This window comes from Streptomyces sp. GS7 (assembly GCF_009834125.1).
In the GTDB taxonomy this organism is placed as follows: domain Bacteria; phylum Actinomycetota; class Actinomycetes; order Streptomycetales; family Streptomycetaceae; genus Streptomyces.
Genome location: NZ_CP047146.1, coordinates 1,685,915 through 1,710,239 on the forward strand (window position 1 = coordinate 1,685,915; position 24,325 = coordinate 1,710,239).

Below are 24,325 nucleotides of genomic sequence, written 5' to 3' on the forward strand. Positions count from 1 at the left end.
CCGTCAGCCCACCCTCCGTTGGAACAGTCCCCAGGTGAACTCCGCGACGACGTCCTGTCGTTTTCCGTCCGGACCGTGGGCGGTGCAAGCCAGCTGCCAGCGGTTGGGGGCGCTGCCCTCCATGGGGCGGGCCGGAGCGAAGGCGCGGGCGACCTCGTCGACCGTGCACGACCACGGGGTGAGGTCCTCCGTCGTACGCAGCACGGGGGTGGCTGCGTCAGGCGCCCGGACGAGCCACGCGTTCCACACGGCGCCCCCCGGGGCGGTGAGGACCTCGAACCGCAGATCGGGCCAGAGGGGTACCGGCCAGGTCAGCGCCTCGCAGGTCAGATCGCCGACGCGGCGACCGGCGACGGTCTCGGGGGCGCCGAGCAGCGCACGGTACGGCTGGACGCCGGCCCGCGCCCGCGGGGCGTGCATCCGGGCCTGCCAGCGGCGGTTGGCCTCACGCATCTCGGCCCGGGAGACCCCCAGTTCACGGAGTGCGTCCTCGACGAGCCCGGACTGGTGGTCGGCCATCCGGCGCAGCAGTACGAGCTGGAAGGCGAGGGGGCCCGGCAGGTCTGCGGAGGCGCCGGAGCCGGCGGGCGGGTCGTTGTCAGTGGCGGGGTTCATGATGGACATGGTCGCGGACGGACGCGGCGGACCCGGCGGAGGCGGCGGCCGGCGCGGAGGCGACGGGTCCGGGGCGGGCGCCGTCGGGGAGGAAGAGCACGGAATTGACGTAGCGGCGGTGCGGGGCGAGGGAGCGCCTCAGCAGGCCGTGTTCGGCGACATGGGAGGTGCGGGACTGATGGGCGGGCAGATCGAAGTCGGCCAGCGGCAACCAGCGGTCGTGCGGCAGGACCCAGCCGCGGTACCCGCGGGCGGCCGTCCACTCCAGCACGGGCGCGAGCGGCTGAATGCGTGTCTCCAACTCGACGAACAATGCGGGTAGTTCTCGCTCGACGGTGCGTACCGCGCCGCGCAGCACCGCCAGTTCGCCACCGTCCACATCGATCTTGATGAGGGTGACGGCCGACAACTCCAGCCCGTCCAGGGGAAGGCAAGGGACGTCCAGAGCGGTGGTGTGCAGCTCACGGCGTACGAGCGAGGAGACCCCGCGGTCGCCACGGCCGTTCGGGGGCAGCCAGAGCGTGGCGCAACCGGCGTGATCCGTGGCCGCCGCGGGGACGACATCGACATGGGCGGGGGTGACGGAGGCGATCAGCCGGGCCAGATGGGGGACGGGCTCGATGGTGACGACCCGGTCGGCGCGCCGCGCCAGACGCCGGGTCCACGGGCCGTACCACCCGCCGACGTCCACGGCCGTCCCGCCCGCCGGACAGAAGTCCGCCAGCCGCCCGAGCTCCGGCTCGAACCGCGGATAGAGCCCGCCCGCCACGGCAGCCACCCACCGCCCCGGCAACCGCGGCCCCAACCACGCCGCCAACGTCACGACGCTGCCTCCGAGTCCACAGGGCCGGTGGCCCCGGCTCCTGGGGAGGCCCCGGCCCCAGCAGAATTTCCGGGCAACGTGGCGTGGGTGTGGGCGTGGGTGGGGGTGTGGGCAGGGGCAGAGGCGGCAGGCTCACCAGAGGAGGCAGTGTCGGCACGGACATCAGCCTCCCCATCGCATCCCACGTCACCCTCGGAGCCCGCGTCACCCCCGTAAGCCACACCCCCACCGAAGCCGGCACCCTCCCCCAAGAGAGCGTCCTCCCCCAAGAGGGCATCCTGCCCGTCGCCGGTGCCCTCCCTCTTGTCGGCGTCCTCCTCCGCGATCTGCCGTAGCACACGCTCATGTTCTTCGTCGGTGACCTGCACGCCGGAGGACGGCAGGAGTTGGGGAATACCGTCGAGGATCGGATAACGGCGCCGCAGCCGCGGGTTGTAGAGGGCGTCGTCCGGCGCGAGCAGGCGGAGCGGCCCCTTGTCGATCGGGCAGGCAAGAATCCTCAGCAGCGGGTCATCGCGCTTCATGGCTCAACTCCGTTGTCTTGGCGATGGATTGATCGGTGCGGCCGAGTGATCCCTCGTGCGACCGCCCGCCCGCCCCCGGTGCGTCCGAGGGACATCGGAAGGAGGCCGAACGGCGCGCAGAGGTGGCCGAAGGGTGTGGGGCGACGGCCGAAGAACGTGAGGCGAAGGCCGAAGGGTGTGGGGCGGAGGCGGCGGCCGGTGGGGCGGCAAAGTCGGTTGGCGAGGCGACAAGGTCGGTTGGCGGGGCGGCGAAGGCGCCGGGGGTGCCGGCGTCCTGACCGGTCGAGGTGTCGCTGCTCTGCCCCGTCGAGGCGCCGGCGTCATGCCTGTCATGACTCCCACGACTGGCATGCCTGCCATGACTCTCACAACTGCCGTGACTGCCACCACTGCCGTGACTGCCACCACTGCCGTGACTGCCACCACTGCCGTGACTGCGATGACGATCACGACCGTCACGACGGTCACGACCGTCATGGTCGTCATGACGGGGCAGCGCCAGGAGAACGGACAGTGCGACGACGGTGCCGCCCAGCCGCAATGCCAGCCGTACGGGGTTGGCGGGCAGCGGCTCGCCGAAGGCGACCGTGCCGCAGGCGACCGTGAACACGCAGGTCACGGTGGAGCAGACGGGGACGATGACCGAGGCTCGGCAGCGCTGCAGGGCCGTCTGCGACAGAACCAGCCCCGTCGCGCCGGTGAACAGGAGCAGATACGGGTACGGCGACCGGAAGAGCGCCCCGACCGCGGCGGGGATGTCGTGGGTGCCGAGCAGCCCGGACACGCCCTTGATGGCGAGCGAGCTGACCCCGTAGAGCAGCCCCACCGCAACCCCGTACGGCACGCCCGCGGTGGGCAGGCGGTGGCGGCGCCGTGCCCGGCGTTCGGCGGAGCGGTACAGCAGCAACCCCGCGCCGAGCGATGGCACGGCTATGGCGAGCAGTGTCGCGGGCGGTGCCGTACGGGCGATGGCCTGTGCGTCCTGGCCCTGTAAGGAGGCGACGACCATCACCAGCGCGACGAGGATCGTCACGATGCTCTGCCGTTCCCGGCCGCTGGTCCGCTCGCCCAGCACGACCGAGGACAGGAGCAGCAGGAGCACCAGACCCGAGACGAAGATGCCTTGTGCGGCGGCTATGGGGAGGGTGCGGTAGACGGCGAGTTGGGCGGCGAAACCGGCGGCGAGGGCGAGTGAGCCGACGATCCACAGCGGGCTGCTGAGGAGGTGGCGGACGACCCGGGCGGGCCGGCGGGTGCTGAGCGCGGGCAGCCCGGACAGGGCGCGCTTCTCCAACACGAAGCCCGTGCTGTACAGGACGTTGGCGAGCAGCGCGGATGCCACGCCCCACCAGAGCATCGCTGCACTCCCTTCTCTTCGGCTCGCCAGCCCGGTAGCTGGCCGGCGTCGTGGCCCTCCAGTCCGCTGGCTCGGCTCGCTGGTTCTCCGCGATTCGTCCTTTGCGGCTGGGCGGCGTTGGGTGTCGGGCGTGGGGCGCCTTGCCTTGGGTGTCGGGCGTCGGGCGTCGAATGTTGGGCGCTCTGCGTCGTGGCTTGCGGGTTGCGGGTTGTGGGTTGTGGGTGTGTGTCGCGTGTTGCGTGCTGTGTATCAGGTGGTGTGTGGCTGGGTGGGGTGCCGTGTGCGTTCTGCGGTGTGCCTTGCGGGCCTCCTCTTACTCCGGCAACGATTACGGAGAGTAGTCGGTTCCCAGGTTATCTCACTTTGCGTGGTGGGGCTTTGGGCGGTGGGGCTTTGCGTGGTGGGGGTGTGGGTGACCGGCGGGCGTGGGCGAGGAGGATGGAGGCCAGGGGTGGGATGTGGCAGGCGGCGCGGTCCAACGGGCGTAGGGGGCGCGGGACGTCGTGGTAGGGCGCGCCCGCGATCTGTACGACGTCGAAGCCGGAAGCGGTGAGGAAGCCGCGTAGTGCGCGGGCGGTGTAGAGGCGCAGGTGGCCGACGACCTGGGTGCCGGGGCGGCCGTGGATCGCGCGCAGGCTCACCTCCGAGAAGACGGGTTGGATGCCGGCGAGGAGGAGCCCGCGGTTGTACCAGGCGGCGAGGTTGGGGGTGGAGAGCATCAGGTGCCCGCCCGGGCGGAGTACGCGGCGGAGTTCGTCCAGGGCGGCATCGGGGTCGACGAGGTGCTCGATGACCTCGCTGAAGAGCACCGCGTCGGCGGATCCGGTCGTGAACGGGAGCCCGCCGTCGGTGAGTTCGCCGCGTACGACGGCGGGGATGCGGGTCGCGGCACGGCGTAGCGCGTCCTGGGACCAGTCGACGCCGATGATCCGGTGGCCGGCGAGGGGTGTTGCGGCGGTGGCGGCCGCGGTGCCGTCGCCGCAGCCGATGTCCAGGACGGTGGCGGGCGGTGCCCCCACGCGTGCGGGTCCCAGGGCGCGCGCCAGGAGCAGGGCCTGTCGTCGGCTCCGGGCGTCGCCGGATGCGACCGGCACGGAGGGGTTCTCGTAGAAGTCCCGTAGTTGGGAGGGGAGGTGGGGGGTGGGAGGGGAGGGGGCGGGGCTGGTGGTGGGGGGTGGCGGGGTCATCGGGCGCCTCCTTCGGGCGCGGTCGGGGCCGGCGGGGTGGTTGGGGGTGCGGGGTGGGCGGTGGCGGCGAGGGAGGAGCGGAAGAGGGCGGCCAGGTGGTTGGCGGCCGGGGCGTCGAGGAGGGCGTGCGACCAGCGGAGTGCCAGCTGGATCCGGTTGCCGACCGAGACGGTGGTGACGGTCACTCCGCGGGGCATGCGGGCGGGGGCGGAGAACCATACGGCGGTTGCCCGGCCGGCGTCGCCGAAGTCCAGTGGGTAGGGGATGCGGCCGATGTTGGAGAGGAGCGTGGTCGACGTCCAGGGTGCGGCGGCGGAGCGCAGTGTGCGGGTGAGGGCGGCGCGCAGGCCGACGGGGAGTGCGGGGGTGGTCAAGAGCGTTCCGGAAAGCCCGAGTTGGGGTCCGGGTGCGGACTTCAGGGCGCGGGTGCGGGTGGCCGTGTGGTGCAGCAGGCGGGACAGCGCGGCAGGGTCGGGCGGGTCGGCGGTGAGAAGCGCGGCGTCCCGGCGTTCGGCGTCCGGTCCGAAGTCGACGGAGACCAGCCGGGTGCCGTTGCCGATGGGCATCTCGGTACCGCGTGGCCGGTCGTCGACGGGCATGGTGACGACGACCGGGGCGGTGCGGCGGCCGTGGAGCCGGTTCCAGCGGGCGGCCATCAGGCAGGTGGCGACGAGGAGTTGGTCGTTGACCGTGTACGGGGGCGGGGCGTCGGCGGTGCGTGGCGGACGGGCCGGGACGGGGAGTTCGGTGAGCAGCATCCCGTTGCTGGTGCCGTTGCAGATGACGTCGCTGCCGGTGCCGGTGCCGGTGCCGCTGCCGGTCCCGGTGCTGATGTGGTGGGGGGTGATGCGGGCGGGGCGGGTCAGGGGGTGGGTGCGGCCTGTGGGTGGTGTGGCGCCGTTGGGGTCGGGGTGGTCCGGAGCGGGGTGGCGCGATGTGGGGGTGGGGCCGGGGGCGCGTACGGGGGGTGGTGCGGGGGAGTTGTCGGCGCCGCCGTACAGCTCGGCGGTGGTGGCGAGCACGCGGAGGCAGGCCGGGCCGTCCAGTGCGGTGTGGTTGATGGTGAGGAGCAGTACGGTGCCGGCCGAGGCGCCCGGTTGGGCTGTGTGCTCGACGACCTCCAGGCGTACGGGGGGCGAGAGGTGCAGGGGCGGGCAGTGGGTGAGGGCGCGTTCCCGGGCGCGTTCGAGGGCGTCGGGGCCCGGAGGGGGGAAGGAGACCGGGTCGACGTCGGGGGTGGCGGTGAGCTGCCAGGTGTAGCGGCGATGCCACCAGTGGGCCGGGGCCTGGCGCATGAGGATCCGGGGGTGTAGGGCGAGTGCCTGGTGGAACGCGGTACGTAGCCGGCAGTGATCGACCGGCCTGGGGAGGTGCACCTCGATGTGTACGGTCTCCGGCTCGCCGTCCGCCAGGCAGTGCCGGGAGATCTCGTCGACCACGGGGAAGGGGACGTGGGCGATGGTGGGTTGGGTGGGGAGTTGGGGGGCGGGGGGAAGTCCGGCGGGGGTTCGGAGGGCGGCGCGCGGCGCCTTGGCGCGGTTGCCGGGTGAGGTGCTGTCGGGGGTTTCGGAGGGTGTGCCGGAGCGGCTGCCGGGCGGCTCGCCGGGCCGGTCGTCCGGTACGGCGAGGGACGGTTCGCCGCCCGGACTATCGGGCGGTGGGCCGCTGTGCAAGGCGCTGGGCGGGTCGTGCGGGGCCGGTTGCAGTGCGGTCATCGGGCGGTGTCCTCCCCGGTGTCGGCCGGTCGTACGGGACCTGTCGGACGGCTCGGAGACGGGTCGGTTGCGGCCTCCGGGGTGGGGCGCCGATACGGGGCGGCCCAGGAGGGGCCGGCACCGGGAGTCCGCCCGCGGGCCGTGATCAGACGCCCGGCCCGGGCGGGAGGGCCGGCAGGGGAGCGAGGACGGGAGTCAGGAAGGGAGTTGGGAGAGGAGCCGGGAGGGGAGCCGGGAGGGGAGCCAGTAGGGGGTTCGGTGGAGGTGTCGGCAGCGGAGGTGGTTGACGGGGTGTCATGAGGAGTCGGCGGTGGTGTGAAGGGGCGGAGGGGCGGGCCAGTCGGGGGTGTGTGGGTCGGCCGGTCGACTGGCCCGCCGGTCTCTGTGGCGGCTCCCTGAGCGCTTCCCGGGCCGCCGTTCGCTGCCGCTCCGGATCCGCCCGGCCTGTCCAACCCTCCTGATCCGCCGGGCAGTCGGACACTCGGGCGTCCACCAGGTGCGCCCGCACCCGTCCCCGCATCTCCGCCTGTCCCCGCATCTCCGCCCCGATCGCGTCGCGGCAGGGGAGGGCGAACGGTTGATGTCGTGGTCCGTGCGGACGGTGCTGAGAGCGCTGACGGTGTGGAGGGCGTAGACGGTGTGGACGGTGACGAGGGTGCGGAGCCAGGGGGAGTTCCGGACGGCGTGGGTAGGTGTGAAGCGTTTGGCGGGGCCGGGACCGTGACCACGGCTGCGGTCAGGGCGAGCAGGGCGAGGGCCTGGGCGGTGGCGCTGAAGGCTCCGGTGTGTTCGGCGACGGGGTGGCCCGCGCCCAGGGCCGCGGTGATGCCGGCGCCCAGCATGGCCACGAAGGCGAGGGGGGCCAGTACCCGCGGCCGGTAGCGGGCCGCCACGGCCAGCAGCGGCACGATCACCGCGTACGGGCCGGCCGCCATGGCGACCACCGCGGTCAGGGCGAGTGTGCCCAGGACCCAGGAGGGGGCGGGCGGTGGTTGTGGGGCGGGCGGCGGGGTGCGTGGGGTGCGGCGGATGAGGGCGGCGGCGATGAGTACGGCGACACCCAGTACGCCGCCGATGAGGCCGAGGTCGTAGAAGGTGGCCGGGGTGTAGGTGAGTTCGACGGTGCCGCCGGCGCCGGCCGGGACGAGGAACGCCTGCTGCCAGCCGTCGACGCGGAGCGGGGTCAGCTCGTGGCCGTCGAGGGTGGCGTGCCAGCCGTCGTTGGCGTTCTCGTACATCTGGAGGTAGGCGGCCTGACCCGCGCCGATGGCGACGGTGCGGTGGTCACCCGTCCACTTCCCGGCAGTGACCGGACGTGCGGCAGCGGTATCGGGAGAGGGAGAGGAAGAGGAGGAAGCGGCAGAGCGGGCTTTGTTCGTCCTGTCCGTCCCATCCGTCTTGTCCACCGTGCTCGCCCTATCCACCGTGCTCGCCCTATCCGCCGTGCTCGTCGCGCTCGCGGTGCTCGTCCCACTCGCCTCCCCCCGTTGGAGCACCACGTCCGTCAGGGCCAGCGGGCCCTGGTCGCCGGCTTCGACGCGGTGGCGGCCGGAGGGGAGGAGGAGGCGGCCGTCGGGGGCCTCGTCGGCGCAGAGTTGGACGGTGATGGGGCGGCGGTCGGTGAGGTCGCGGACGGAGCCGCTGGCCTTGGTGGCGTGCAGGACGCCGTCGACGGCGAGCATCGGGCCCTGGCCGCAGGCGAGGGAGAAGCGTTTGCCGGGGTCGGGGCGCGGGGTGCGGTAGGAGTCGAGGGCGGGGATGTAGATCTCGCTGAGGCCGACCGGGAGTTGCAGGGGCTGGCCGGCGACCGGGTTGTTGAGGGTGAGTTCCTTGACCTTGCTGATGGTGATGTCGAGGCGGTCGGTGGTGATCGGGTCGAAGCGGGCCTGGCCGTTCTCGTCGACGCCCGCGGTGGCCGCCCCGTAGGGGGAGTTGATCAGGATCTGTTCGGGGCGGGTGGAGATGCCGCCGGCCGCGGCCAGCACGATCTGGTCGATCTTCTTCTTGCCGGGCCAGCGCAGGTGGACGGTGGGTTTGTCGCCCGCGATCCAGGCGGTGGTCAGGTCGCCGTCGACGAGGTTGCGGGGGCTGAGGGACTGCCCGAAGCCGAAGCTGGTGGAGTCGGCGGTGGCGGTGATGCGGTCCTTCTGGTCGGGGGCGATGCGGTCCAACAGGTGGTCGAGTTCGGTGCCGGGGACGGCCAGTGCCTTGCCGGTGACGGTGTACGAGGCGCTGCGGCCGGTGAGGAACTGGCGGTGGAGTCCGACCTCGGCGGAGACGGGGGACAGGCCGCCGGGGTCGCTGCCCCGGTGGAGGGAGATGGTCTGTGCGGGGGAGTCGGATGCGGTGGCGTCGGTGGGGAGTTGGAGGAGCCGGGTGACCTGGACGCCGGGGATGGAGATCTCGGAGAAGCCGGCGCCGGAGAGGCCGGCGCGCGGGGTCTGCGAGCCGAGGATGGTGAGTTTGAGCCAGGCCGCCTTCCCGGGTGGGGCGGCGATCTGCTGGCGGGTGCCGTCGGGACGGAGGGGGCTGTCGGCGCTGCCGTGGTCGGTCTGGATGCGTACGGAGGTGGGGGCGGCGCGGAGGCCGTCGCCGGGGAGGGGGGTGACGGAGAGGGTGGCGGGGATGTCGGTGGGCTTGGTGAAGGCGATGCGGATCCACTGGCCCACGGGGTCGCCGGCGCTGCCTTCGGCCCAGGCGGTGTCGGGGTTGCCGTCGAAGGCGTTGACGGGGTCGTACTGGGGGAGGTGGAAGAGCCAGTTGCCGCTGGTGGAGGCGGTGACGGAGGCGGCGCCGCGGAGGACGGCGGTGGTCTGGTGCTCGATGCCGGTGGTGGGCAGGATCTGCCGGGGCGGGCGGCCGGGGTCCTGGACGCTGTCGGGGTGGTTTCGTTCGTCGGCGGTGTAGGTGTACGAGGTGTTGCTGTTGACGAGCCCGAAGCGGGTGTCGGCGCGGCGCAGGCCGTCGGCGGTGAGTTGGAGCGGTGGGGTGCCGAGGCCGGGGTGGCGGTCGCCGGTGAGGACGGTGGGCCGGTTGCGCAGGGTGGGGTCGGCGGAGAGCTGGAGCAGGGATTCGGGGCCGCCGCTGAGCTGTGCGGTGCCGGCGACGGCCTTGGCGGTGGCCGGGCCGGGTTCGGGGATGCCCTGGGGGCGGTAGATCTCGACGGAGCGCTGGCGCGGGTAGAGGCCCTGGATCTGGACGGGGGCCTCGGCGGGGATCCGGCCGCTGGTCGTCAGGGGGCCGAACGCGGCGACCTTGCGGTAGCCGGACGCCTCCAGGGTGCGGGTGACGGTGCGCGGGGGGACGTAGCCGATCTGGTCGGGGTCGAGGTCGTTGCGTACCACGACGTCGTGGATGCCGGCGCGGTCCAAGTAGTCGCGGAGGCCCGGGACTTCGGCTCCGGTGAGGAGGGCCTGCTCGACGGCGTCCAGGGTGCGGCGGGAGCCGGGGGTGCCGAAGGGGACGAAGTCGCGTTGTGCCCAGGGGGATCGGGCGAGGACGTCGAGGGGTTCGTCGATGGGGGAGCCCCAGGTGTAGATGCCGTGGGCGGTGGCGGGGACGACCAGGGCGCGGCTGCGCGGGGTGTGGGCGGCGAGCCAGTTCGCGGTCTGCTGCCAGTAGGCGGGCAGTTTGGTGAAGGCGCCGGGCTGGAGGACGGTGCCGGTCAGGTACGGCAGGGCGAGCGCGGGCAGGACGAGCAGCGCGGCGGCGGCCGGGAGGGCGCGGTGGCCGGGGAGGCCGCGTGCGCGGCGGCCTTCGGGGCCGTTGCGGCGGGCGGTGCCCAGCAGGTGGGCGAGGCCGAGGGTGAGTGCGAGGGCGAGTCCGGGGGTGAACTTGTAGATGTTGCGGAACGGGCGGAGCCAGCCGTTCAGCCAGTCCTGCCAGAGTCCGTGGGCGGGGCCGCCGAGCGCTCCGCCGTAGCCGGCGAGGGCGATCAGGGCGATGGTCAGGGTGGTCAGCAGCAGCCAGCGCCGTTCGGGCAGGTCGCGGCGGACCAGGCCGGCGAGGCCGAGTGCGGCGGCGAGTGCGGAGCCGAGGACGGCGAAGGCGTTGGCGGTCAGGGTCCAGCCGGCCGGCAGCCAGGGTTTGCCGAAGTTGAGGTAGCCGACCCAGTTGCCGGCGCCGCGCAGCATCTCGGTGGCGGACATGGTGCCGGTGGTGGTGTCGGCCTGCTCGATGAACGGCATGAAGTTCTCGCCGTGGATGCCCAGCAGGAGCAGCGGGACCACCCACCAGACGGTGGCCAGGGCGACGCCGGGCAGCCACCAGGCGAGCAGGGCGCGGCGGCGCGGCCCGGTCCGGGACAGCAGGTACAGGAGGGCGGGCAGCAGGGAGGCGAGGGTGGAGGCCGCGTTGACGCCGCCCATGAAGGGGATCAGCAGTGCCGAGCGGGTGGCGGCGGTGCGGGCGCTGTGGCGCGGGTCGGTGAGCGGCAGCAGGACCCAGGGCAGCAGGGCGCCGGGCAGGGCGGCGGCGGAGGTGGAGCCGATGACGAGGGTGAAGGTCGGCCACAGGGCGTAGCAGGCGGCGGCGAGGAGCCGGGTGGGCGGGGTGCCGAAGCGGAGCCGTTCGGCGAGTCGTAACGCGCCCCAGAACGCGGCGGTGACGATCAGCGACATCCACAGCCGTTCGGCGAGCCAGACGGGCAGGTGGACGAGGTGGGTCAGGCCGTAGTACGGGAGGGTGGGGAAGGCGTAGCCGAAGTACTGGTCGGCGATGCCGCCGAACCCGGCGCGGTCGTGCCAGAGTTGGCCGAGGTCGCCGAGGAACGCCCAGGGGTCGGTGGTCACCCCGAGTTTGGTCTCGAAGGTCATCCTGCCGGGGGCGGGGGCCAGGAATCCGGCCAGGACGGCGGCCCAGAACGCGAACGGCCAGCGCCGGCGGCGGGGTCCGTCGGGTGGTGGGGCGGGGGCGGTGGCCGGGTTGCCTCCGGCGTCCGGTGAGCCCGGTGACAGGTACATCTTCAGCGTCTGGGTCATGGCAACCGCCGGAGGATGAGGAGGAGGTTCCAGGTGGCGATCTCGCGGACGCCCGGGAGGCGGGGGATGGCCTCGGCGAGGAAGGGGGCGTAGCGGGAGCGGGCGGTGACGACGGCGACGTCGTCCCGGGCGCGTACCTGGCGGAGGGTGCGGCCGATGTGGACGGCGAAGAGGTTCTCGCCGAGGGTGTGCTTGGCGGGTCGGCCGGTGCGCCGCCGGTAGCGGGTACGGGCCCGTTCGGCGCCCAGGTAGTGCCAGGGCGCGGTCTCGTGGCCGCCCCAGGGGGACAGCCAGTTGGTGAACGCGACGTAGATCAGGCCGCCGGGGCGGGTGACCCGGACCAGTTCGCTGAGGAAGGTCTGGGGGTCGGCGACGTGTTCCAGGACGTTGGAGGAGAAGCAGACGTCGGCGGCGCCGTCGGCCAGCGGCAGCAGGTAGCCGTCGGCGACCACCGCTCCTTGGGGGGCGTGCCCGCGGGCGGTGAGTTCGGCCGTGTCGGGCTCGAAGAGGTAGCCGTGGGCGCCGCGGCGGCGGAACTCCTCGGTGAAGTGGCCGCTGCCGCCGCCGACGTCGGCGACCACCGCGCCGTCCAGCGGGACGTACCGTTCGACCTGGTCGGCGGCGTCGCGGGCGAGCAGCCGGTAGCAGTGCTCCGGTTCGGTCTGTTCGCGCAGGAAGGCGCGGAAGAGGGCGTAGGACCTGCGCAGCGAGGGGTCGCGCACGGCGGGCCTCACCGGCCGGGCGGGGTGTGGCGGACCGCCTCCGCGGCGACTGCGCGGAAGCTGCGGACGGTGCGGCTCCATCGGAAGCGGGCGGCGCGCTGGGCCGCGGCCAGGCCGAGGGCGTTCCGCCGCCGGGCGCTCAGGGCGAGGGTGCACCAGTGCGCGGCGAACGCGCTCTCGCCGCGCGCCAGCAGGCCGGTGACCCCGTCCTCGACGGAGTCCCGCAGTCCGGGGATGTCGAAGCCCACGGCGGGGGTGCGGCGCGCGGCGGCCTCCATCACCACCAGGCCCCATCCTTCGACGACCGAGGGGTGCAGCAGCAGCCAGGCGGAGCACAGCAGTTGGTGTTTGCGTTGTTCGGAGATCCGCCCGGTGAAGGTGACGTCCGGGCCGGCCAGGGCCGCCAGCCGGTCGCGTTCCGGTCCGTCGCCGACGATCACCAGCCGGCCGCCGGTCACCGGCCGCACCCGTTCCCAGAGCCGCAGCAGCAGGTCGATCCGCTTGTACTCGACGAGCCGGCCCATGGCCAGGAACAGCGGCTCGGGGGCCTTGGGGGCGAGCGGCCCCGGTTCGGCAACGCCGTTGTGGACGAGCCGGATCCGGTCCGGGGCGACGCCCAGGTCGTGCAGTGCGGACGCGGTGGAGCCGGAGACGGCGACCATCAGGTTGCGGCGGTGGGTGCCGGCCAGCGCCCAGTGCTCCAGGCGGCGGCCGAGCCGGGCCGCGGGCGCCGGGTAGCGCATCCCCCACAGGTCCGTGTGGACGTGGTTGACCAGGCACAGCGTCGGGCCGCGGTGCCACAGCGGCGCCAGGTACGGCATGCCGTTGCAGACCTCGACCAGCAGGTCGCAGGCCCCGACGTGGCGCGCCAACCGGCCGGGGGCGCGCAGGAAGTGGGCGGCGTCGCCGCCCGCGGACACCACCCGGTAGCGGCGGGTGGGGGCACCTCCCTGGTCATGGGGGTCCCCCCGGTCGAGCGCAGTCGAGAGTGGGGGAGCAGTCGAGAGTGGGGGAGGAGCCGAGACCTTGGGGGAGACGGGCCCGCCGCACAGCAGGGTGACGTCGTGGCCGTACGCGGTGAGCCCGTCGGCGATCCGGTCCACCAGCAGTTCGGAGCCGCCGGCGGCGGGGTTGCCCAGGTCGCGGCGGGCCAGGAAGACGATGCGGCGGGGGAGCGGGGGTGCGCCGGCGGCCGGGGCCGCGGCCGGCGCGGGGGGTGCGGGTGGTGCGAGCGGGCCCGCCGCGGGGGGAGCGGCGGGCGGGGCGGGGGAGGCGGGGACATGCTGGGGCATGTGCGATCCAACTCGTCTCAGGGTGCGGTACCGGTGGTGGGGGGACGTACTGCGTGCTGAGTCGTGCGGGTCGTGCAGCGTGTGGGAGGCACAGTTTTCGCCGACGGACCGGCGGCGGCTACTCACCGGGATGACAAAATCCGGTCCGATCCAGGCCGCCTGTTCATCACTTCGCTCAGATCCGGCCACCCGGCCGTCTGCCCCGTACGACCAGCAGTCCGCCGGCGAGCGCGAGCACCGCGCCGGCGGCCGCGGCGCCCGCCGGCAGCGTCCGGCCGACCAGCGCCAGCTTGCCGCTGTCCGCCTTCGCCAGCCCGACCTGGGCGCGCTGCGTGGCGGGGGTGAACTCCAGGTCGCGGCCGCGCAGCAGGGTGACCGCGTCGTGCCGGGAGCCGGGTGCCCGCAGCGTCTTGTGCGGGGAGATCGACGCGTCGATGATCCGGCCGGTGCGCTGGTCGGCGACCAGGGTGATCGAGGAGTTGGCGTACCACTCCTCGGCCTGGATCTGCCCTTGCTGCGGTCGTCCGACCAGCCGTCCGGGCACCTGCCGGCTGCCGGTCCGGGTGGCCGGCACGGTTCCGGTGAAGCGGTAGCCGGGGTAGCCCTGCACCCGTGTCGTGCCGGCGAAGCGGAGCGGGACGGCGGCGCCGAGCGTGTCGTCCCACCAGCGGTAGGTCTTCTTCTGCACGTCGAAGGGGAACTTGAGGTACGCGTCGCCGTCATAGCGGGTGGGGGCCTCGCCGCAGCAGTGCACCGGGGCGTTGCTGGCCCGGTCGGTGACCCAGCGGCCGGTGGTCCACTGGAACGCCCGGCGCGGGTCCTTCAGGGCCAGCGTCGGCGGGGTGTCGACCGTCGTGGACACGTCCCAGACCGCCCGCCCGCTCTTCCCGCTCGCCGCGACATCGCCCAGCACATGCCGGGTGATGGTGATCCGCTGCCCGTTCCTGGTGGTCAGCGAGCCGGTGTCGAAGTAGCTGCCGGTGCCGGTGAAGACGGTGGTGACATCGACGTCGACCGGGGTGCGAGCGGCCCGCGGCGTGACGTACCGGACCAGCAGCGGGGCCAGGACCAGCAGGAACACCCCGGCGCCCAGGAGGATCAGCGACAGCGGTGAGGCGGTGCGGGGGGCGGCGGCGGGCGCCGCGGGGTTGCCGGATTCACGCATACGGGCACTCCTGGAAGCGGTGAGGGGAACACGCCCTGGTGCACGTGCGGCGCCGCGACGCGGCGCCATGGGGCGGGAACGTAAGCGAACCCTTGACAGCGCGTCAATGCCCTTCCACACTCGGCAGGCACCCCGACCGAAGGGGCGCCGCGCTGTGGGAACGCGTCGCCGCCGCCGGTCATGTGAGCCGTGAGGCCGCCCCCTGAGGGCCGCTGTGGTGTGAGCCGTACGCCCGTGTCGTGCCGTGCCGTGTGCCGCACCGTGCCCCCTCACCGACGCACTCCCGCCTCGGCTGCCGACGAAGGGATCGCCGCGCCATGCACCGAACGCTCGCCGCCGCACTGACCGCGCTGGCCGCCGCCGCCCTGGCCGTCGGCGCCGCGCTCGGCATCGTCGCCGCCCTGGAGGCCACCCCCGAGCAGCCGAACGTGCCGCTGGTGACCTTCGACCGGACCGGCGGATAGGCGGTACGGGCGTGCTGACGAAGGCCGTTCGCGCCGGGGCGGAGCGCGGGGTGCGGACCGGGTCCCGCCGGGAGGCGGCGGGCCCCGGCGCCGCCGGGGAACGGGGGACGCCGGGGAGGGCCGCGCCGTGGTGACCGCCGTCCGCTCGGCGTGGCGGGAGGTGCCGCCCCATCAGGTACGGCGGTTCGCCGCCCAGGCGATGGAGGAGGTGCCCGCGCTCGCCCGGGACATCCTGCGGGAGATCCGCCGGGAGTACCCGCAACTCCCGCTGATCCCCGACGAGTTCGGGGAGCCGCGGGCGCTGGTGGGGATCCGGCAGTCGCTGGAGCACTTCGTGGCCCATATGACCGTCGGCCTGGACCGCCCGCACGTCCATCCGCGGGTCTTCCAGGAGTTCGGGCGCGGCGAGGGCATGCAGGGCCGCAGCCTGGACGTCCTCCAGGCGATCTACCGGCTCGGCGTCCGGCTCGCCTGGCGGCGGCTCGCCGAGATCGGCCAGCAGGTCGCCATCCCGGCCCCCGCGATGTACGAGCTGGCCGAGTCCGGTTTCGAGTACCTCGACGGCCTGGTCGCCGAATCCGTCCGCGGCTACGCGGAGGCCGCCGCCCGCCAGGCGGGGGAGCGGCTCCAGCTGCAACGCCGCCTGATGGAGCAGCTGTTCGCCGAAGCGCCCCCGGGAGCCGGCCGCGGCCGCGGGTACCGGCGGCCCGCCGCCGCCCCCCGGCACGGCCCGCCGGCCCCGGCCGCCGGTGCCTTCCCCCCGGCCCCGGCTTCCCGCCCGGGTGCTCCGCCGCTTGCCGAATACGCCGCCCGGATCGCATGGCCGCTGCCCGAACGGGTCGCGGTGGCGGTGCTGTTGCGCCCCGCCCGGGACGCGGTGGCGCCCGCCGTGGCCGACGGCGTGCTGCTCGACATGGAGTGCGAACGGCCCCGGATGGTGGTGCCGGAACCGGACGCGCCCGGCCGGCGGGAACTCCTCGCCCGGGCTGCGGCCGGCTGGTCGGGCGCCATCGGCCCCGCCGTACCGCTGCCCGACGCCGCCAAGTCGCTGCGCTGGGCCGCCTCCGCGGTCGACCTGATGGAGCGCGGACTGCTGCCCACGGGTGAACTGCTGCAGTGCACCGAGCACACCGAGGCGCTGGTCCTGCTGCCGCCCGAGGAGCTGATCGAGGACCTCACCCGCCGCCGGCTCGCCCCCCTGGAGCGGTGCGGCCCCACCCACGGCCGGCGCCTCGCGGAGACCCTGCTGGCCTGGCTGGAGACCCGTGGCGGCGCCCCCGAGGTCGCCGCCCGGCTCGGCGTCCACCCGCAGACCGTGCGCTACCGGCTGCGCCAGATAAGGGAGTTGTGGGGCGGGGACGTCGACGACCCGGACCGCCGCTTCGAACTGGAGCTGGTGCTACGGGCCCGGCGCCTCCGCGGCGAACTCGGCTGACGGCGCCTCCACCGGCCCCGCCCCCGCCGCTACGTGCCCCGCTCGACCAGCATCCCCATCCCGTCCAGCAGCCGCGCCAGCCCGAACTCGAAGATGGTGTCCAGGGTGACCGCGTTCCGCGGGGCCCCGTCGACCCCCGCGTACATGGGGTACGCGCCGGACCGCAGGATGCTCTCGAACGCCGGCTCCATCGCCGCCATCCACTGGCCCTGGTCCATCCCGGTCTCCTGCTCCGCCTCCAGGTCGTCCTCGAACCCGGCGGCGGTGGCCCGCACATGGTTCAGCAGCGTCACGGCCATGTGGATCAGCGTCAGCGGGTCCACCCCCTCGACCCGCCCCATGGTCCACTCGATCAGCGCCATCGCCCGCGGCATCGGCTGCGGCCGGCTGATCGACAGGTACTGCGCCAGCCACGGGTGCCGCTGGTAGAGCGCCCACTGGAGGCGCGCGCCCGCCTCCATCCGCTCCCGCCAGCCCGTCGGCGCGGGCTCCGGAAGCCGTACGTCGGCGAACGCGGCGTCCGCCATCAGCAGCACCAGCTCGTCCTTGTTGGCCACATGCCGGTAGAGCGCCATCGAGGACACCCCGAACTCCGCCGCCACCCGGCGCATCGACAGCGCCCGCAGCCCCTCCGCGTCGGCGACCTTGATCCCGGCCCGCACCACCCGCTCACGGTTGAGCCCGCCGTCCGTGTCCCGGGCCCGCCGCTCCTTCGGGGCGTCACCGCGCGCGGCCCGCGGCGGCTCGGCGACCACCGTGCCCACGCCGGGGACGGTCCGGACAACTCCCTCCTGCCGCAGGGTGGTCAGCACCTTCGTCGCGGTCGCCATCGCCACCCCCCACTCCCGGGTGATCCGCCGGGTGGACGGCACCCGGTCGCCCGGCGCCAGCTCACCGGCGTCGATGCGGCCCCGGATCTCCTCGACGATCCGGCGGTAGGGCGGCGGAGCGGACTGGTCCACGAGGTGACCTCCGTACTAGTGCGCCAACGGTCCTGAAACGCCCCGATCCTACCAGCGCCTCCCCACGTCACCACCCCCACCACTCCGAGGTGCACTAGTGTGACGAACCCCCAACTGCCTTCCATCATCTATCGTTTGCGCCGTAAACACCCCCTGCCTACGCTGTCCGGCATGACGTTTACCCCGTACACATCCCCGGCGCCGGACGCGCCCGCCCCGAAGGCCGGCCGCCGCGAATGGCTCGCCCTGGCCGTCCTCCTGCTGCCCTGCCTGCTCGTCTCCATGGACGTCTCGGTCCTCTACTTCGCGGTGCCGTTCCTGACCGCCCAACTGGAGCCCAGCAGCGTCCAGCAGCTGTGGATCCTCGACGTCTACGGATTCGTCCTCGCCGGCCTGCTGATCACCATGGGCGCGCTCGGCGACCGCATCGGCCGCCGCCGGCTGCTGCTCACCGGCGCCGCCCTCTTCGCCCTCGCCTCCGGGCTCGCCGCCTACGCACGCAGCGCCGAGACGCTCATCGCCGCCCGCGCCCTGCTCGGCGTCGGCGGCGCGACCCTGATGCCCTCGACCCTCGCCCTGATCCGCAACCTCTTCCACGACGCCACCCAGCGCGGCAAGGCGGTCGCCATCTGGTCGGTGGCGGTCACCGGCGGCATCGCGATCGGCCCGGTCCTCAGCGGCGTCCTCCTGGAACACTTCTGGTGGGGCTCGGTCTTCCTGGTCAACACCCCCGCGATGGCGCTGCTGCTGCTCTGCGGCCCGCTGCTGCTCCCCGAGTTCAAGAACCCCGCGACCGGCCGCTTCGACCTCCTCGGCAGCGCACTCTCCCTGGCCGCGATGCTCCCCGCCGTCTACGGCATCAAGGAGATCGCCCGCAACGGCGTGACCGCGCCGCCCGTCGCCGCCCTGGTCGTCGGGCTGCTCGCCGCCCTCGCGTTCGTCCGCCGGCAGCGCACCGCCCGCCACCCGATGCTCGACCTGGAACTCTTCCGGCACCGGGGCTTTTGCGGCTCGATCCTGATGAACCTGCTGGCGATGTTCGCCGTCGTCGGCTGCGCCGTGTTCTTCACCCAGTACCTCCAGTCCGTACGGGGCATGAGCCCCCTGGAGGCCGCGCTGTGGAATCTGGTCCCGACCCTCGCCGTCGGCGGCGTGGCACCGCTGTCCGCCGCACTCGCCCGGCGCATCGACCGGGCCCACGTCATCGCCCTCGGCTTCGCCCTCGCCACCGGCGGCTTCATCTGGCTGTCCTGGCTGGAACCCGCCTCGCCCCTGTGGCTCGTCCTGGCCGGCTCCGCCGTCTACGCCTCCGGGCTGGTGACGGTGATGTCCCTCGGAAACGAACTCGCCATCGGCATCGCCCCACCCGAGCGGGCGGGTTCCGCCTCGGCCCTCCTGGAGTCCGGCACCGAACTGGGCGGCGCCCTGGGGATGGCGATCCTGGGCAGCATCGGCGGCGCCGTCTACCGCGGCGACATCGGCGGCGCACTGCCCACCGGCCTTCCCGCCCGCGTCGCCGACGCCGCCCGCGAAACCCTCGCCGGCGCCACCGCGGTCGCCGCCCACCTCCCCGGCCGGGTCGGCACGGCCCTGCTGACCGCCGCCCGCACGGCCTTCACCCACGGCCTGCACACCGCCGTCCTGTGCGCCGCGGCCGTGATGGCCGCGGCCGCCGTCCTGGCGGTGGCCCTCCTACGGGGCGTACGGACCCCCGGGACCGCGCACGACGGAGCTGCGGGGGAGACGGGGGAGACGGGAGATCCGGCCGCGGCCGACGGCGCTGCCGGGAACGGAGCCGGCGGGGCGGGGGAGCGTGAGGGGCGACCCGCCGCCACGGGAACGACCGCCCCGGCACCGACGACCACAACAGGCACCCCCACCCGCCCCTGAGGCACCCGGCAAGCGCCACACCCCGACAAGCGCCACACCCCGACAATGTGACGCACCTTCAGACCGCATGCCCCGGGGCCCTGCCCCGGACCGCCGCCCCGGACCCTTGTCATCGGATCGATGCCACTGGATCGACGCCCCCGGATCGACGCCTCGCCCTCGCGGCCCCGGGCCCCTCAGCTGAAGTCGAACTCTCCCGTGCGGGTCCGCTTCAGCTCGAAGAACCTGTCGTAACCGGCGAGCAGCCGGGCGCCGTCGAAGACCCGCACCGCGTCCTCGCCCCGCGGGATCGCCATCAGAACCGGTCCGAAGAACGCGACCCCGTCGATGTGGATCGTGGGCGTGCCGACATCCTCGCCGACCGGGTCCATGCCCTCGTGGTGGCTCTTGCGCAGCGCATCGTCGTAGGTGTCCCGATCGGCGGCCTGCGCCAGCTCGGCGGGGAGCCCGACCTCGGCCAGCGCCTCCTCGATGACGGCCGCGGTGTCCTCGCGGCCGTTGTTGTGGATACGGGTGCCGAGCGCGGTGTACAGATCCCGCAGGACCTCTTCCCCGTGCTCCTGGGCGGCCGCGATGCACACCCGCACCGGGCCCCAGCCCTTGTCCAGCAGTTCGCGGTACCTCTCGGGAAGGTCCTCGCGGCCTTCGTTGAGCACGGACAGGCTCATGACCCGGAAGCGCAGGTCCAGGTCGCGGTGGCGCTCGACCTCCAGGATCCAGCGCGAGGAGATCCAGGCGAACGGGCAGATGGGGTCGAAGTAGAAGTCAACGGTGTGGCGGGTGTTGCTCTGGAGCGTCATGCCGACCAGATTAGAACGCCACCGGCCCAACCTCCTGGGACACTCCACGGCGGAATCCCTGGGCCAATTCGCCCACGCACGCCCACGCCCCAACGGCCGGCCCCGCCCCCTCCCCAAGCCCCACCGCCGCCCCTACTCCCCCTGCTCCCGCTTCTTCTCCCCCTTCCCTCCCTTTTTCTCTTCCTGCTCCGGATTCTGCGACGGCTCGGGGGTGATACCCAGCATCCGCTGGAGGAGCTGCTTGAGCAGGGTGCGCTCGGCGACGGTCAGCTGCCCCAGCGGCTCGCGCGCGAAGTCCAGGGAGGCCCGCAGCCGTTCGGCCGTCCGCGCGCCTTCGGCCGTCGGGGCGGCCAGCTTGACGCGGCGGTCGTCCGGGTCGGGGCGGCGCTCCACCAGGCCGCGCGACTCCAGGCGGTCCACGATGCCGGTCACGTTCGACGGCTCGCACTTCAGCCGCTGGGCGAGCCGGCGCATGGGCAGCGGCTCGACGGCCAGCAGGCTGAGCAGCCGCGCCTGGGCGCCGGTGAGCGAGTGCTCGGCCGCGGCGTGCTCGTACTCCTCGTGGAAACGGACGACGACGGTGCCGATCAGGTCGACGACGTCGACGGTCAGGGGGTCTGCGCGCGGGGTCATACACACCAGGATAGCCAATTGCTTGACACCATGAAATATCGATGCGCATCATTGTTTCAGTACCTGAAACATTTGGAGGACCAGCTCATGTCCGCACCGCTGCCCACCACCAGCCGCGAATGGCACCTCGTCGCCCGCCCGCAGGGCTGGCCCACCCCCGACGACTTCGCGCTCCGCGAGGCCGCGCTGCCCGAACTCGCCGACGGCCAGATCCTCGTCAAGAACGCGTACTTCTCCGTCGACCCGTACATGCGCGGCCGGATGAACGACGTGAAGTCCTACGTCCCGCCCTTCCAGCTCGACCAGCCGATGGACGGCGGTGCGGTCGGCGAGGTCCTCGCCTCGCGCGCCGAGGGCATCGCGGTCGGCGACCACGTCCTGCACGGCCTCGGATGGCGTGAGTACGCGGTCGTCGACGGCAGCCACACCGCCAAGGCGGACCCGTCGCTCGCCCCGCTGACCGCCTACCTCGGCGTCCTGGGCATGCCCGGCCTGACCGCGTACGCGGGCCTGCTGGAGGTCGCCTCGTTCAAGGAGGGCGACGCCGTCTTCGTCTCCGGCGCGGCCGGCGCGGTGGGCAGCGAGGTCGGCCAGATCGCCCGCCTCAAGGGCGCCTCCCGGGTCATCGGCTCCGCCGGTACCGACGAGAAGGTCAAGCTCCTGGTGGAGGAGTACGGCTTCGACGCGGCCTTCAACTACAAGAACGGCGATGTCACCCAGCAGCTCAAGGAAGCCGCCCCCGACGGCATCGACGTCTACTTCGACAACGTCGGCGGCGACCACCTCGAAGCCGCCATCAGCGCGCTCAACGTCCACGGCCGGGTCGCCATCTGCGGCATGATCTCGATGTACAACGCCACGGAGCCCAGCCCCGCCCCGCGCAACCTCGCCATGGTCATCGGCAAGCGCCTGCGCCTCCAGGGGCTGCTGGTCAGCGACCACTCCGCGCTGCGCCCCCGGTTCGTCGAGGAGGTCTCCGGCTGGATCCGCTCCGGCGACCTCAAGTACGCCGAGACCAAGGTGCACGGCATCGAGAACGGCGCCGAGGCGTTCCTGGGCCTGCTCCGCGGCGACAACACCGGAAAGATGATCGTGAGCCTCACCGACTGAGGCTCCTCAGGACAGGCCAACCACCCCTCAGCGAGCGGGCGTTGGAGGGGACGGGTGGACGGGAGCGGTGGACGGGGCGGCTACCGACCGCCGACCGCCGACTACCGGCTACCGGTTGCCTGTGGCTGGTGGCTGGTGGCTGATGACTGGCGGCTGCTGGCCCGTGACTGGTGCCCGCTGGCTGGTCGCCGCTGATTCCGTTGACTGCTGACTGGCGGGTGGGGTGGGGTGGGTGGGCCGGGGGGGGGGGGGAGGGCAAGAAGCCTGTCTGCGGCTCTGTGAGCCTCGCCTCCCTCCTCCCCGCCCCCGCCCGTTAGGCTCGGCGGCAAGCCGTCGCGATCCGTGGGCGCGAGTCGCGGCGAATCACAGGAGGATTCGGTATGTCCATCCAGACCGTCGACGTCGTCTACACCGCCGTCGCCACCGCTGAGAACGGCCGTGACGGCCGCGTCGCCAGCGACGACGGCAAGCTCGACGTCGTCGTCAACCCGCCCAAGGAGCAGGGTGGCAGCGGTGCCGGCACCAACCCGGAGCAACTCTTCGCGGCGGGTTACAGCGCTTGCTTCCAGGGTGCGCTCAGCGTTGTCGCCCGCCGGGAGAATGCGGATGTCTCCGGCTCGCGGGTGACCGCCAAGGTCGGCATCGGCAAGACCCCGGACGGCGGTTTCGGCCTCACGGTCGAGATCTCCGCCTCGATTCCCAACGTCGACGCGGCCACCGCCAAGGACCTCGTGGAGAAGGCGCACCAGGTGTGCCCGTACTCCCACGCCACCCGAGGCAACATCGAGGTCAAGCTGACCGTCGCCTGACGCGTCGAGCCGACCGCCGCCCGGGGCGCGGGTGCCGGCGCGTAGCCGCGTTCCCCCTCCCCGCGCACAGTGCGCAGAAGTCGAGGGCCGTACCCCCAGCGGGTGCGGCTCTCGGCCGTTCCGCCCCGCCGCAGCCCGCAGGCGATGGTGGCCCGTGTGGCCGAGACGGTCGTCGCGACCGAGACGGTCGTCGTGACCTGGATGACCGAGGCGACCGACGTGATCGAAGCGGTCGATGTGGCCGCGGCATGGACGCCGTGACGACACCCGGCGTGGCCGCTGTGACGCAGGCAACAATCACGGAGTCTTGACGCGACCGCCATGTAATCGATTACGTAGGGCCTCGCGAAACCGCGCGTAATCGATTACACCCACTCCTTGACCACGTACCCGACGGGCAAGCGCCCACGGGGCACGCGCCCACCGGGCACGGATCCATCCAGCACGTACGCATCGATCGCGCCGGCCGCTCGGACCGCATCGCGCGTTCCGGGCGGATCGCACGGGCAGGTCGACGGCGATCAGCACACCCACCGACAGGACGGCAACGGCGCCATGGCGAACATCAAGGATGTGGCAGAGCGGGCGGGGGTCTCCGTCGCCACCGTCTCCCGGGTCCTCAACGGCAACAGCCCGGTCGCGGAGACCCGCGAGCGGGTGCTCGCCGCCGTACGGGAGCTGGGCTACCGCCCCAACAACGTCGCCCGGGCCCTGCGTACCGCCCGCACCGGCGCACTCGGCCTGGTCATCAGCGACCTGACCAATCCGTTCTTCACCGAGCTCGCCGACGCCGTCGAGGACGCGGCCCGCAGCCTCGGCTACAGCCTGGTCATCGGCAACGCCGGCGAACGCCCCGAGCAGCAGGACGACTACATCCGCACCCTGCTCGACCGCCGGATCGACGGCCTGCTGGTCAGCTCGGCCGGTACCGGCTCGGCGATGCTCCGCGAGGTCGTCGCCTCCGGCACCCCGCTGGTCCTGCTGGACCGCGCCGTGCCCGGTATCGACGCCCCGTGCGTCCGCGCCGACGGCCGCGCCGCGCTCACCGACCTCGCCGCCCATCTCGCCGCCCTCGGCCGCCGCCGCCCCGCGATCATCGTCGCCCCGGCCGGCACCCCCACCGGCGACGAACGCCTGGAACTCTTCCGTGCGGCACTGGCCGCGCACGGCATTCCGCTGCCCGACGAACGGGTCGGCGCCACCCCGGACCTCCAACCCACCGGCGGCCGGCGGGTGATGAGCGACTTCCTCGACCTTCCCGAACCGCCGGACGCGGTGCTGGCCACCGACAACCTGATGGCGCTGGGCGCGATGGACGAACTGCGGGCGCGCGGGCTGCGGGTCCCCGACGACATGGCGCTGGTGGTCTACGACGACGTGCCGTGGTTCGCGCACACCGATCCGCCGCTGACCGCCATCGCCCAGCCGACCCGCGAGCTGGGCCGTGCCGCGGTGCACGCCCTGCTGGAACGTATCGAGGGCCGCCCCGCCTCAACGGTGCTGCTGTCCGCCCGACTTGTCACCCGCCACTCCTGCGGCGAGCCGGGCACGGAGCAGCCGGCCGGCGGACCGGCCACCCGGCAGCCGGCCGACGGGACCACCACGGTCCGGCCCGCCGACGAGCCGCCCACCGGCTGATCCCGCCCGCACGCTTCCCGCCGAGGCCCCTGGCCCGAAGGCCCCCCGATCGACCGGCCCACCCGGCCCCGGCCCCGTCGCCCCGCCCGAGCAATCCACCCGGCATCCCCCCGACCCCAGCTCCCCATACCCCCGACCCCGCCGCCGAGCACCCCACCCCACCCACCCCACCCGAAGACGACCGCACCACCCGAAGGAGAGAGGG

The 24,325-nt window shown here is 73.4% G+C and carries 17 protein-coding genes and 2 pseudogenes; 6 read left to right on the top strand and 13 right to left on the bottom strand.

Going from position 1 to position 24,325, the window contains the following annotated elements:
- Positions 1-3: 3 nt before the first annotated feature.
- The 10 genes and pseudogenes from GR130_RS07105 to GR130_RS07150 form a co-directional block, all read right to left on the bottom strand.
- Positions 4-615, bottom strand: a complete 612-nt coding sequence (locus GR130_RS07105; protein ID WP_159503915.1) for a hypothetical protein — start codon at positions 613-615, stop codon at positions 4-6.
- Positions 599-1,438, bottom strand: a complete 840-nt coding sequence (locus GR130_RS07110) for an FkbM family methyltransferase (protein WP_159503916.1) — start codon at positions 1,436-1,438, stop codon at positions 599-601. Before GR130_RS07110 ends, GR130_RS07105 begins: the two co-directional genes overlap by 17 nt.
- 320 nt (positions 1,439-1,758) lie before the next feature.
- Positions 1,759-1,962: pseudogene (locus tag GR130_RS40335) on the bottom strand (Trm112 family protein); the annotation flags it as partial.
- A gap of 481 nt (positions 1,963-2,443) precedes the next feature.
- A pseudogene (locus tag GR130_RS07120) lies at positions 2,444-3,319 on the bottom strand (DMT family transporter); the annotation flags it as partial.
- A gap of 353 nt (positions 3,320-3,672) precedes the next feature.
- Entirely contained in the window at positions 3,673-4,506 is an 834-nt protein-coding gene (locus GR130_RS07125; RefSeq protein ID WP_159503917.1) for a class I SAM-dependent methyltransferase, read from the bottom strand.
- The gene (locus GR130_RS07130; RefSeq protein ID WP_159503918.1) at positions 4,503-6,221 is read right to left on the bottom strand and encodes a condensation protein; all 1,719 of its coding nucleotides are present in this window, start codon (positions 6,219-6,221) and stop codon (positions 4,503-4,505) included. Before GR130_RS07130 ends, GR130_RS07125 begins: the two co-directional genes overlap by 4 nt.
- On the bottom strand, positions 6,218-11,200 hold the full coding sequence (locus GR130_RS07135) for an alpha-(1->3)-arabinofuranosyltransferase domain-containing protein (protein ID WP_236572889.1): 4,983 nt from the start codon (positions 11,198-11,200) through the stop codon (positions 6,218-6,220). The genes GR130_RS07130 and GR130_RS07135 overlap by 4 nt, the downstream gene beginning before the upstream one ends.
- On the bottom strand, positions 11,197-11,922 hold the full coding sequence (locus GR130_RS07140; RefSeq protein WP_159503919.1) for a class I SAM-dependent methyltransferase: 726 nt from the start codon (positions 11,920-11,922) through the stop codon (positions 11,197-11,199). Before GR130_RS07140 ends, GR130_RS07135 begins: the two co-directional genes overlap by 4 nt.
- Positions 11,923-11,930: 8 nt before the next feature.
- Complete coding sequence (locus tag GR130_RS07145; protein ID WP_159503920.1) at positions 11,931-13,214, bottom strand: glycosyltransferase family 4 protein; 1,284 nt, start codon at positions 13,212-13,214, stop codon at positions 11,931-11,933.
- A 175-nt stretch (positions 13,215-13,389) separates the two neighbouring features.
- On the bottom strand, positions 13,390-14,379 hold the full coding sequence (locus GR130_RS07150) for a DUF3068 domain-containing protein (RefSeq protein WP_159503921.1): 990 nt from the start codon (positions 14,377-14,379) through the stop codon (positions 13,390-13,392).
- Between the two features lie 317 nt (positions 14,380-14,696).
- Between GR130_RS07150 and GR130_RS39700 the strand changes: the two genes are divergently transcribed.
- Both GR130_RS39700 and GR130_RS07155 read left to right on the top strand, forming a co-directional pair.
- Positions 14,697-14,843, top strand: a complete 147-nt coding sequence (locus GR130_RS39700) for a hypothetical protein (RefSeq protein WP_201304823.1) — start codon at positions 14,697-14,699, stop codon at positions 14,841-14,843.
- A 127-nt stretch (positions 14,844-14,970) separates the two neighbouring features.
- Complete coding sequence (locus tag GR130_RS07155; protein WP_201304824.1) at positions 14,971-16,278, top strand: helix-turn-helix domain-containing protein; 1,308 nt, start codon at positions 14,971-14,973, stop codon at positions 16,276-16,278.
- 29 nt (positions 16,279-16,307) lie between these two features.
- On the opposite strand, the gene GR130_RS07160 is transcribed toward GR130_RS07155, so the two are convergent.
- Positions 16,308-17,240 (bottom strand): GntR family transcriptional regulator, encoded by a 933-nt coding sequence (locus GR130_RS07160; RefSeq protein ID WP_159503922.1) that lies wholly within the window; start codon positions 17,238-17,240, stop codon positions 16,308-16,310.
- Positions 17,241-17,411: 171 nt separating this feature from the next.
- Between GR130_RS07160 and GR130_RS07165 the strand changes: the two genes are divergently transcribed.
- Positions 17,412-19,130, top strand: a complete 1,719-nt coding sequence (locus GR130_RS07165) for an MFS transporter (RefSeq protein WP_159503923.1) — start codon at positions 17,412-17,414, stop codon at positions 19,128-19,130.
- 176 nt (positions 19,131-19,306) lie between these two features.
- Here the strand turns inward: GR130_RS07165 and GR130_RS07170 are convergent, their stop codons facing one another.
- Positions 19,307-19,930, bottom strand: coding sequence for a mycothiol-dependent nitroreductase Rv2466c family protein (locus GR130_RS07170; protein WP_159503924.1), 624 nt, complete (start codon positions 19,928-19,930; stop codon positions 19,307-19,309).
- A 132-nt stretch (positions 19,931-20,062) separates the two neighbouring features.
- Positions 20,063-20,563 carry a MarR family winged helix-turn-helix transcriptional regulator gene (locus GR130_RS07175; protein ID WP_159503925.1) on the bottom strand — a complete coding sequence of 167 codons (501 nt, stop codon included), beginning with the start codon at positions 20,561-20,563 and terminating at the stop codon, positions 20,063-20,065.
- A gap of 87 nt (positions 20,564-20,650) precedes the next feature.
- Between GR130_RS07175 and GR130_RS07180 the strand changes: the two genes are divergently transcribed.
- From GR130_RS07180 to GR130_RS07190, 3 genes are all read left to right on the top strand, one after another.
- The gene (locus GR130_RS07180; protein WP_159503926.1) at positions 20,651-21,673 is read left to right on the top strand and encodes an NADP-dependent oxidoreductase; all 1,023 of its coding nucleotides are present in this window, start codon (positions 20,651-20,653) and stop codon (positions 21,671-21,673) included.
- 380 nt (positions 21,674-22,053) lie between these two features.
- Entirely contained in the window at positions 22,054-22,482 is a 429-nt protein-coding gene (locus GR130_RS07185) for an organic hydroperoxide resistance protein (protein WP_159503927.1), read from the top strand.
- Positions 22,483-23,037: 555 nt separating this feature from the next.
- The gene (locus tag GR130_RS07190; protein ID WP_236572891.1) at positions 23,038-24,120 is read left to right on the top strand and encodes a LacI family DNA-binding transcriptional regulator; all 1,083 of its coding nucleotides are present in this window, start codon (positions 23,038-23,040) and stop codon (positions 24,118-24,120) included.
- Positions 24,121-24,325 lie beyond the last annotated feature (205 nt).

Coding starts and splice junctions, on each gene's coding strand:
- GR130_RS07105 (WP_159503915.1), bottom strand. CDS start 615: ATGAACCCCGCCACTGACAACGACCCGCCCGCCGGCTCCGGCGCCTCC.
- GR130_RS07130 (WP_159503918.1), bottom strand. CDS start 6,221: ATGACCGCACTGCAACCGGCCCCGCACGACCCGCCCAGCGCCTTGCAC.
- GR130_RS07180 (WP_159503926.1), top strand. CDS start 20,651: ATGTCCGCACCGCTGCCCACCACCAGCCGCGAATGGCACCTCGTCGCC.
- GR130_RS39700 (WP_201304823.1), top strand. CDS start 14,697: ATGCACCGAACGCTCGCCGCCGCACTGACCGCGCTGGCCGCCGCCGCC.
- GR130_RS07175 (WP_159503925.1), bottom strand. CDS start 20,563: ATGACCCCGCGCGCAGACCCCCTGACCGTCGACGTCGTCGACCTGATC.
- GR130_RS07170 (WP_159503924.1), bottom strand. CDS start 19,930: ATGACGCTCCAGAGCAACACCCGCCACACCGTTGACTTCTACTTCGAC.
- GR130_RS07145 (WP_159503920.1), bottom strand. CDS start 13,214: ATGCCCCAGCATGTCCCCGCCTCCCCCGCCCCGCCCGCCGCTCCCCCC.
- GR130_RS07165 (WP_159503923.1), top strand. CDS start 17,412: ATGACGTTTACCCCGTACACATCCCCGGCGCCGGACGCGCCCGCCCCG.
- GR130_RS07135 (WP_236572889.1), bottom strand. CDS start 11,200: ATGACCCAGACGCTGAAGATGTACCTGTCACCGGGCTCACCGGACGCC.
- GR130_RS07185 (WP_159503927.1), top strand. CDS start 22,054: ATGTCCATCCAGACCGTCGACGTCGTCTACACCGCCGTCGCCACCGCT.
- GR130_RS07150 (WP_159503921.1), bottom strand. CDS start 14,379: ATGCGTGAATCCGGCAACCCCGCGGCGCCCGCCGCCGCCCCCCGCACC.
- GR130_RS07190 (WP_236572891.1), top strand. CDS start 23,038: ATGGCGAACATCAAGGATGTGGCAGAGCGGGCGGGGGTCTCCGTCGCC.
- GR130_RS07125 (WP_159503917.1), bottom strand. CDS start 4,506: ATGACCCCGCCACCCCCCACCACCAGCCCCGCCCCCTCCCCTCCCACC.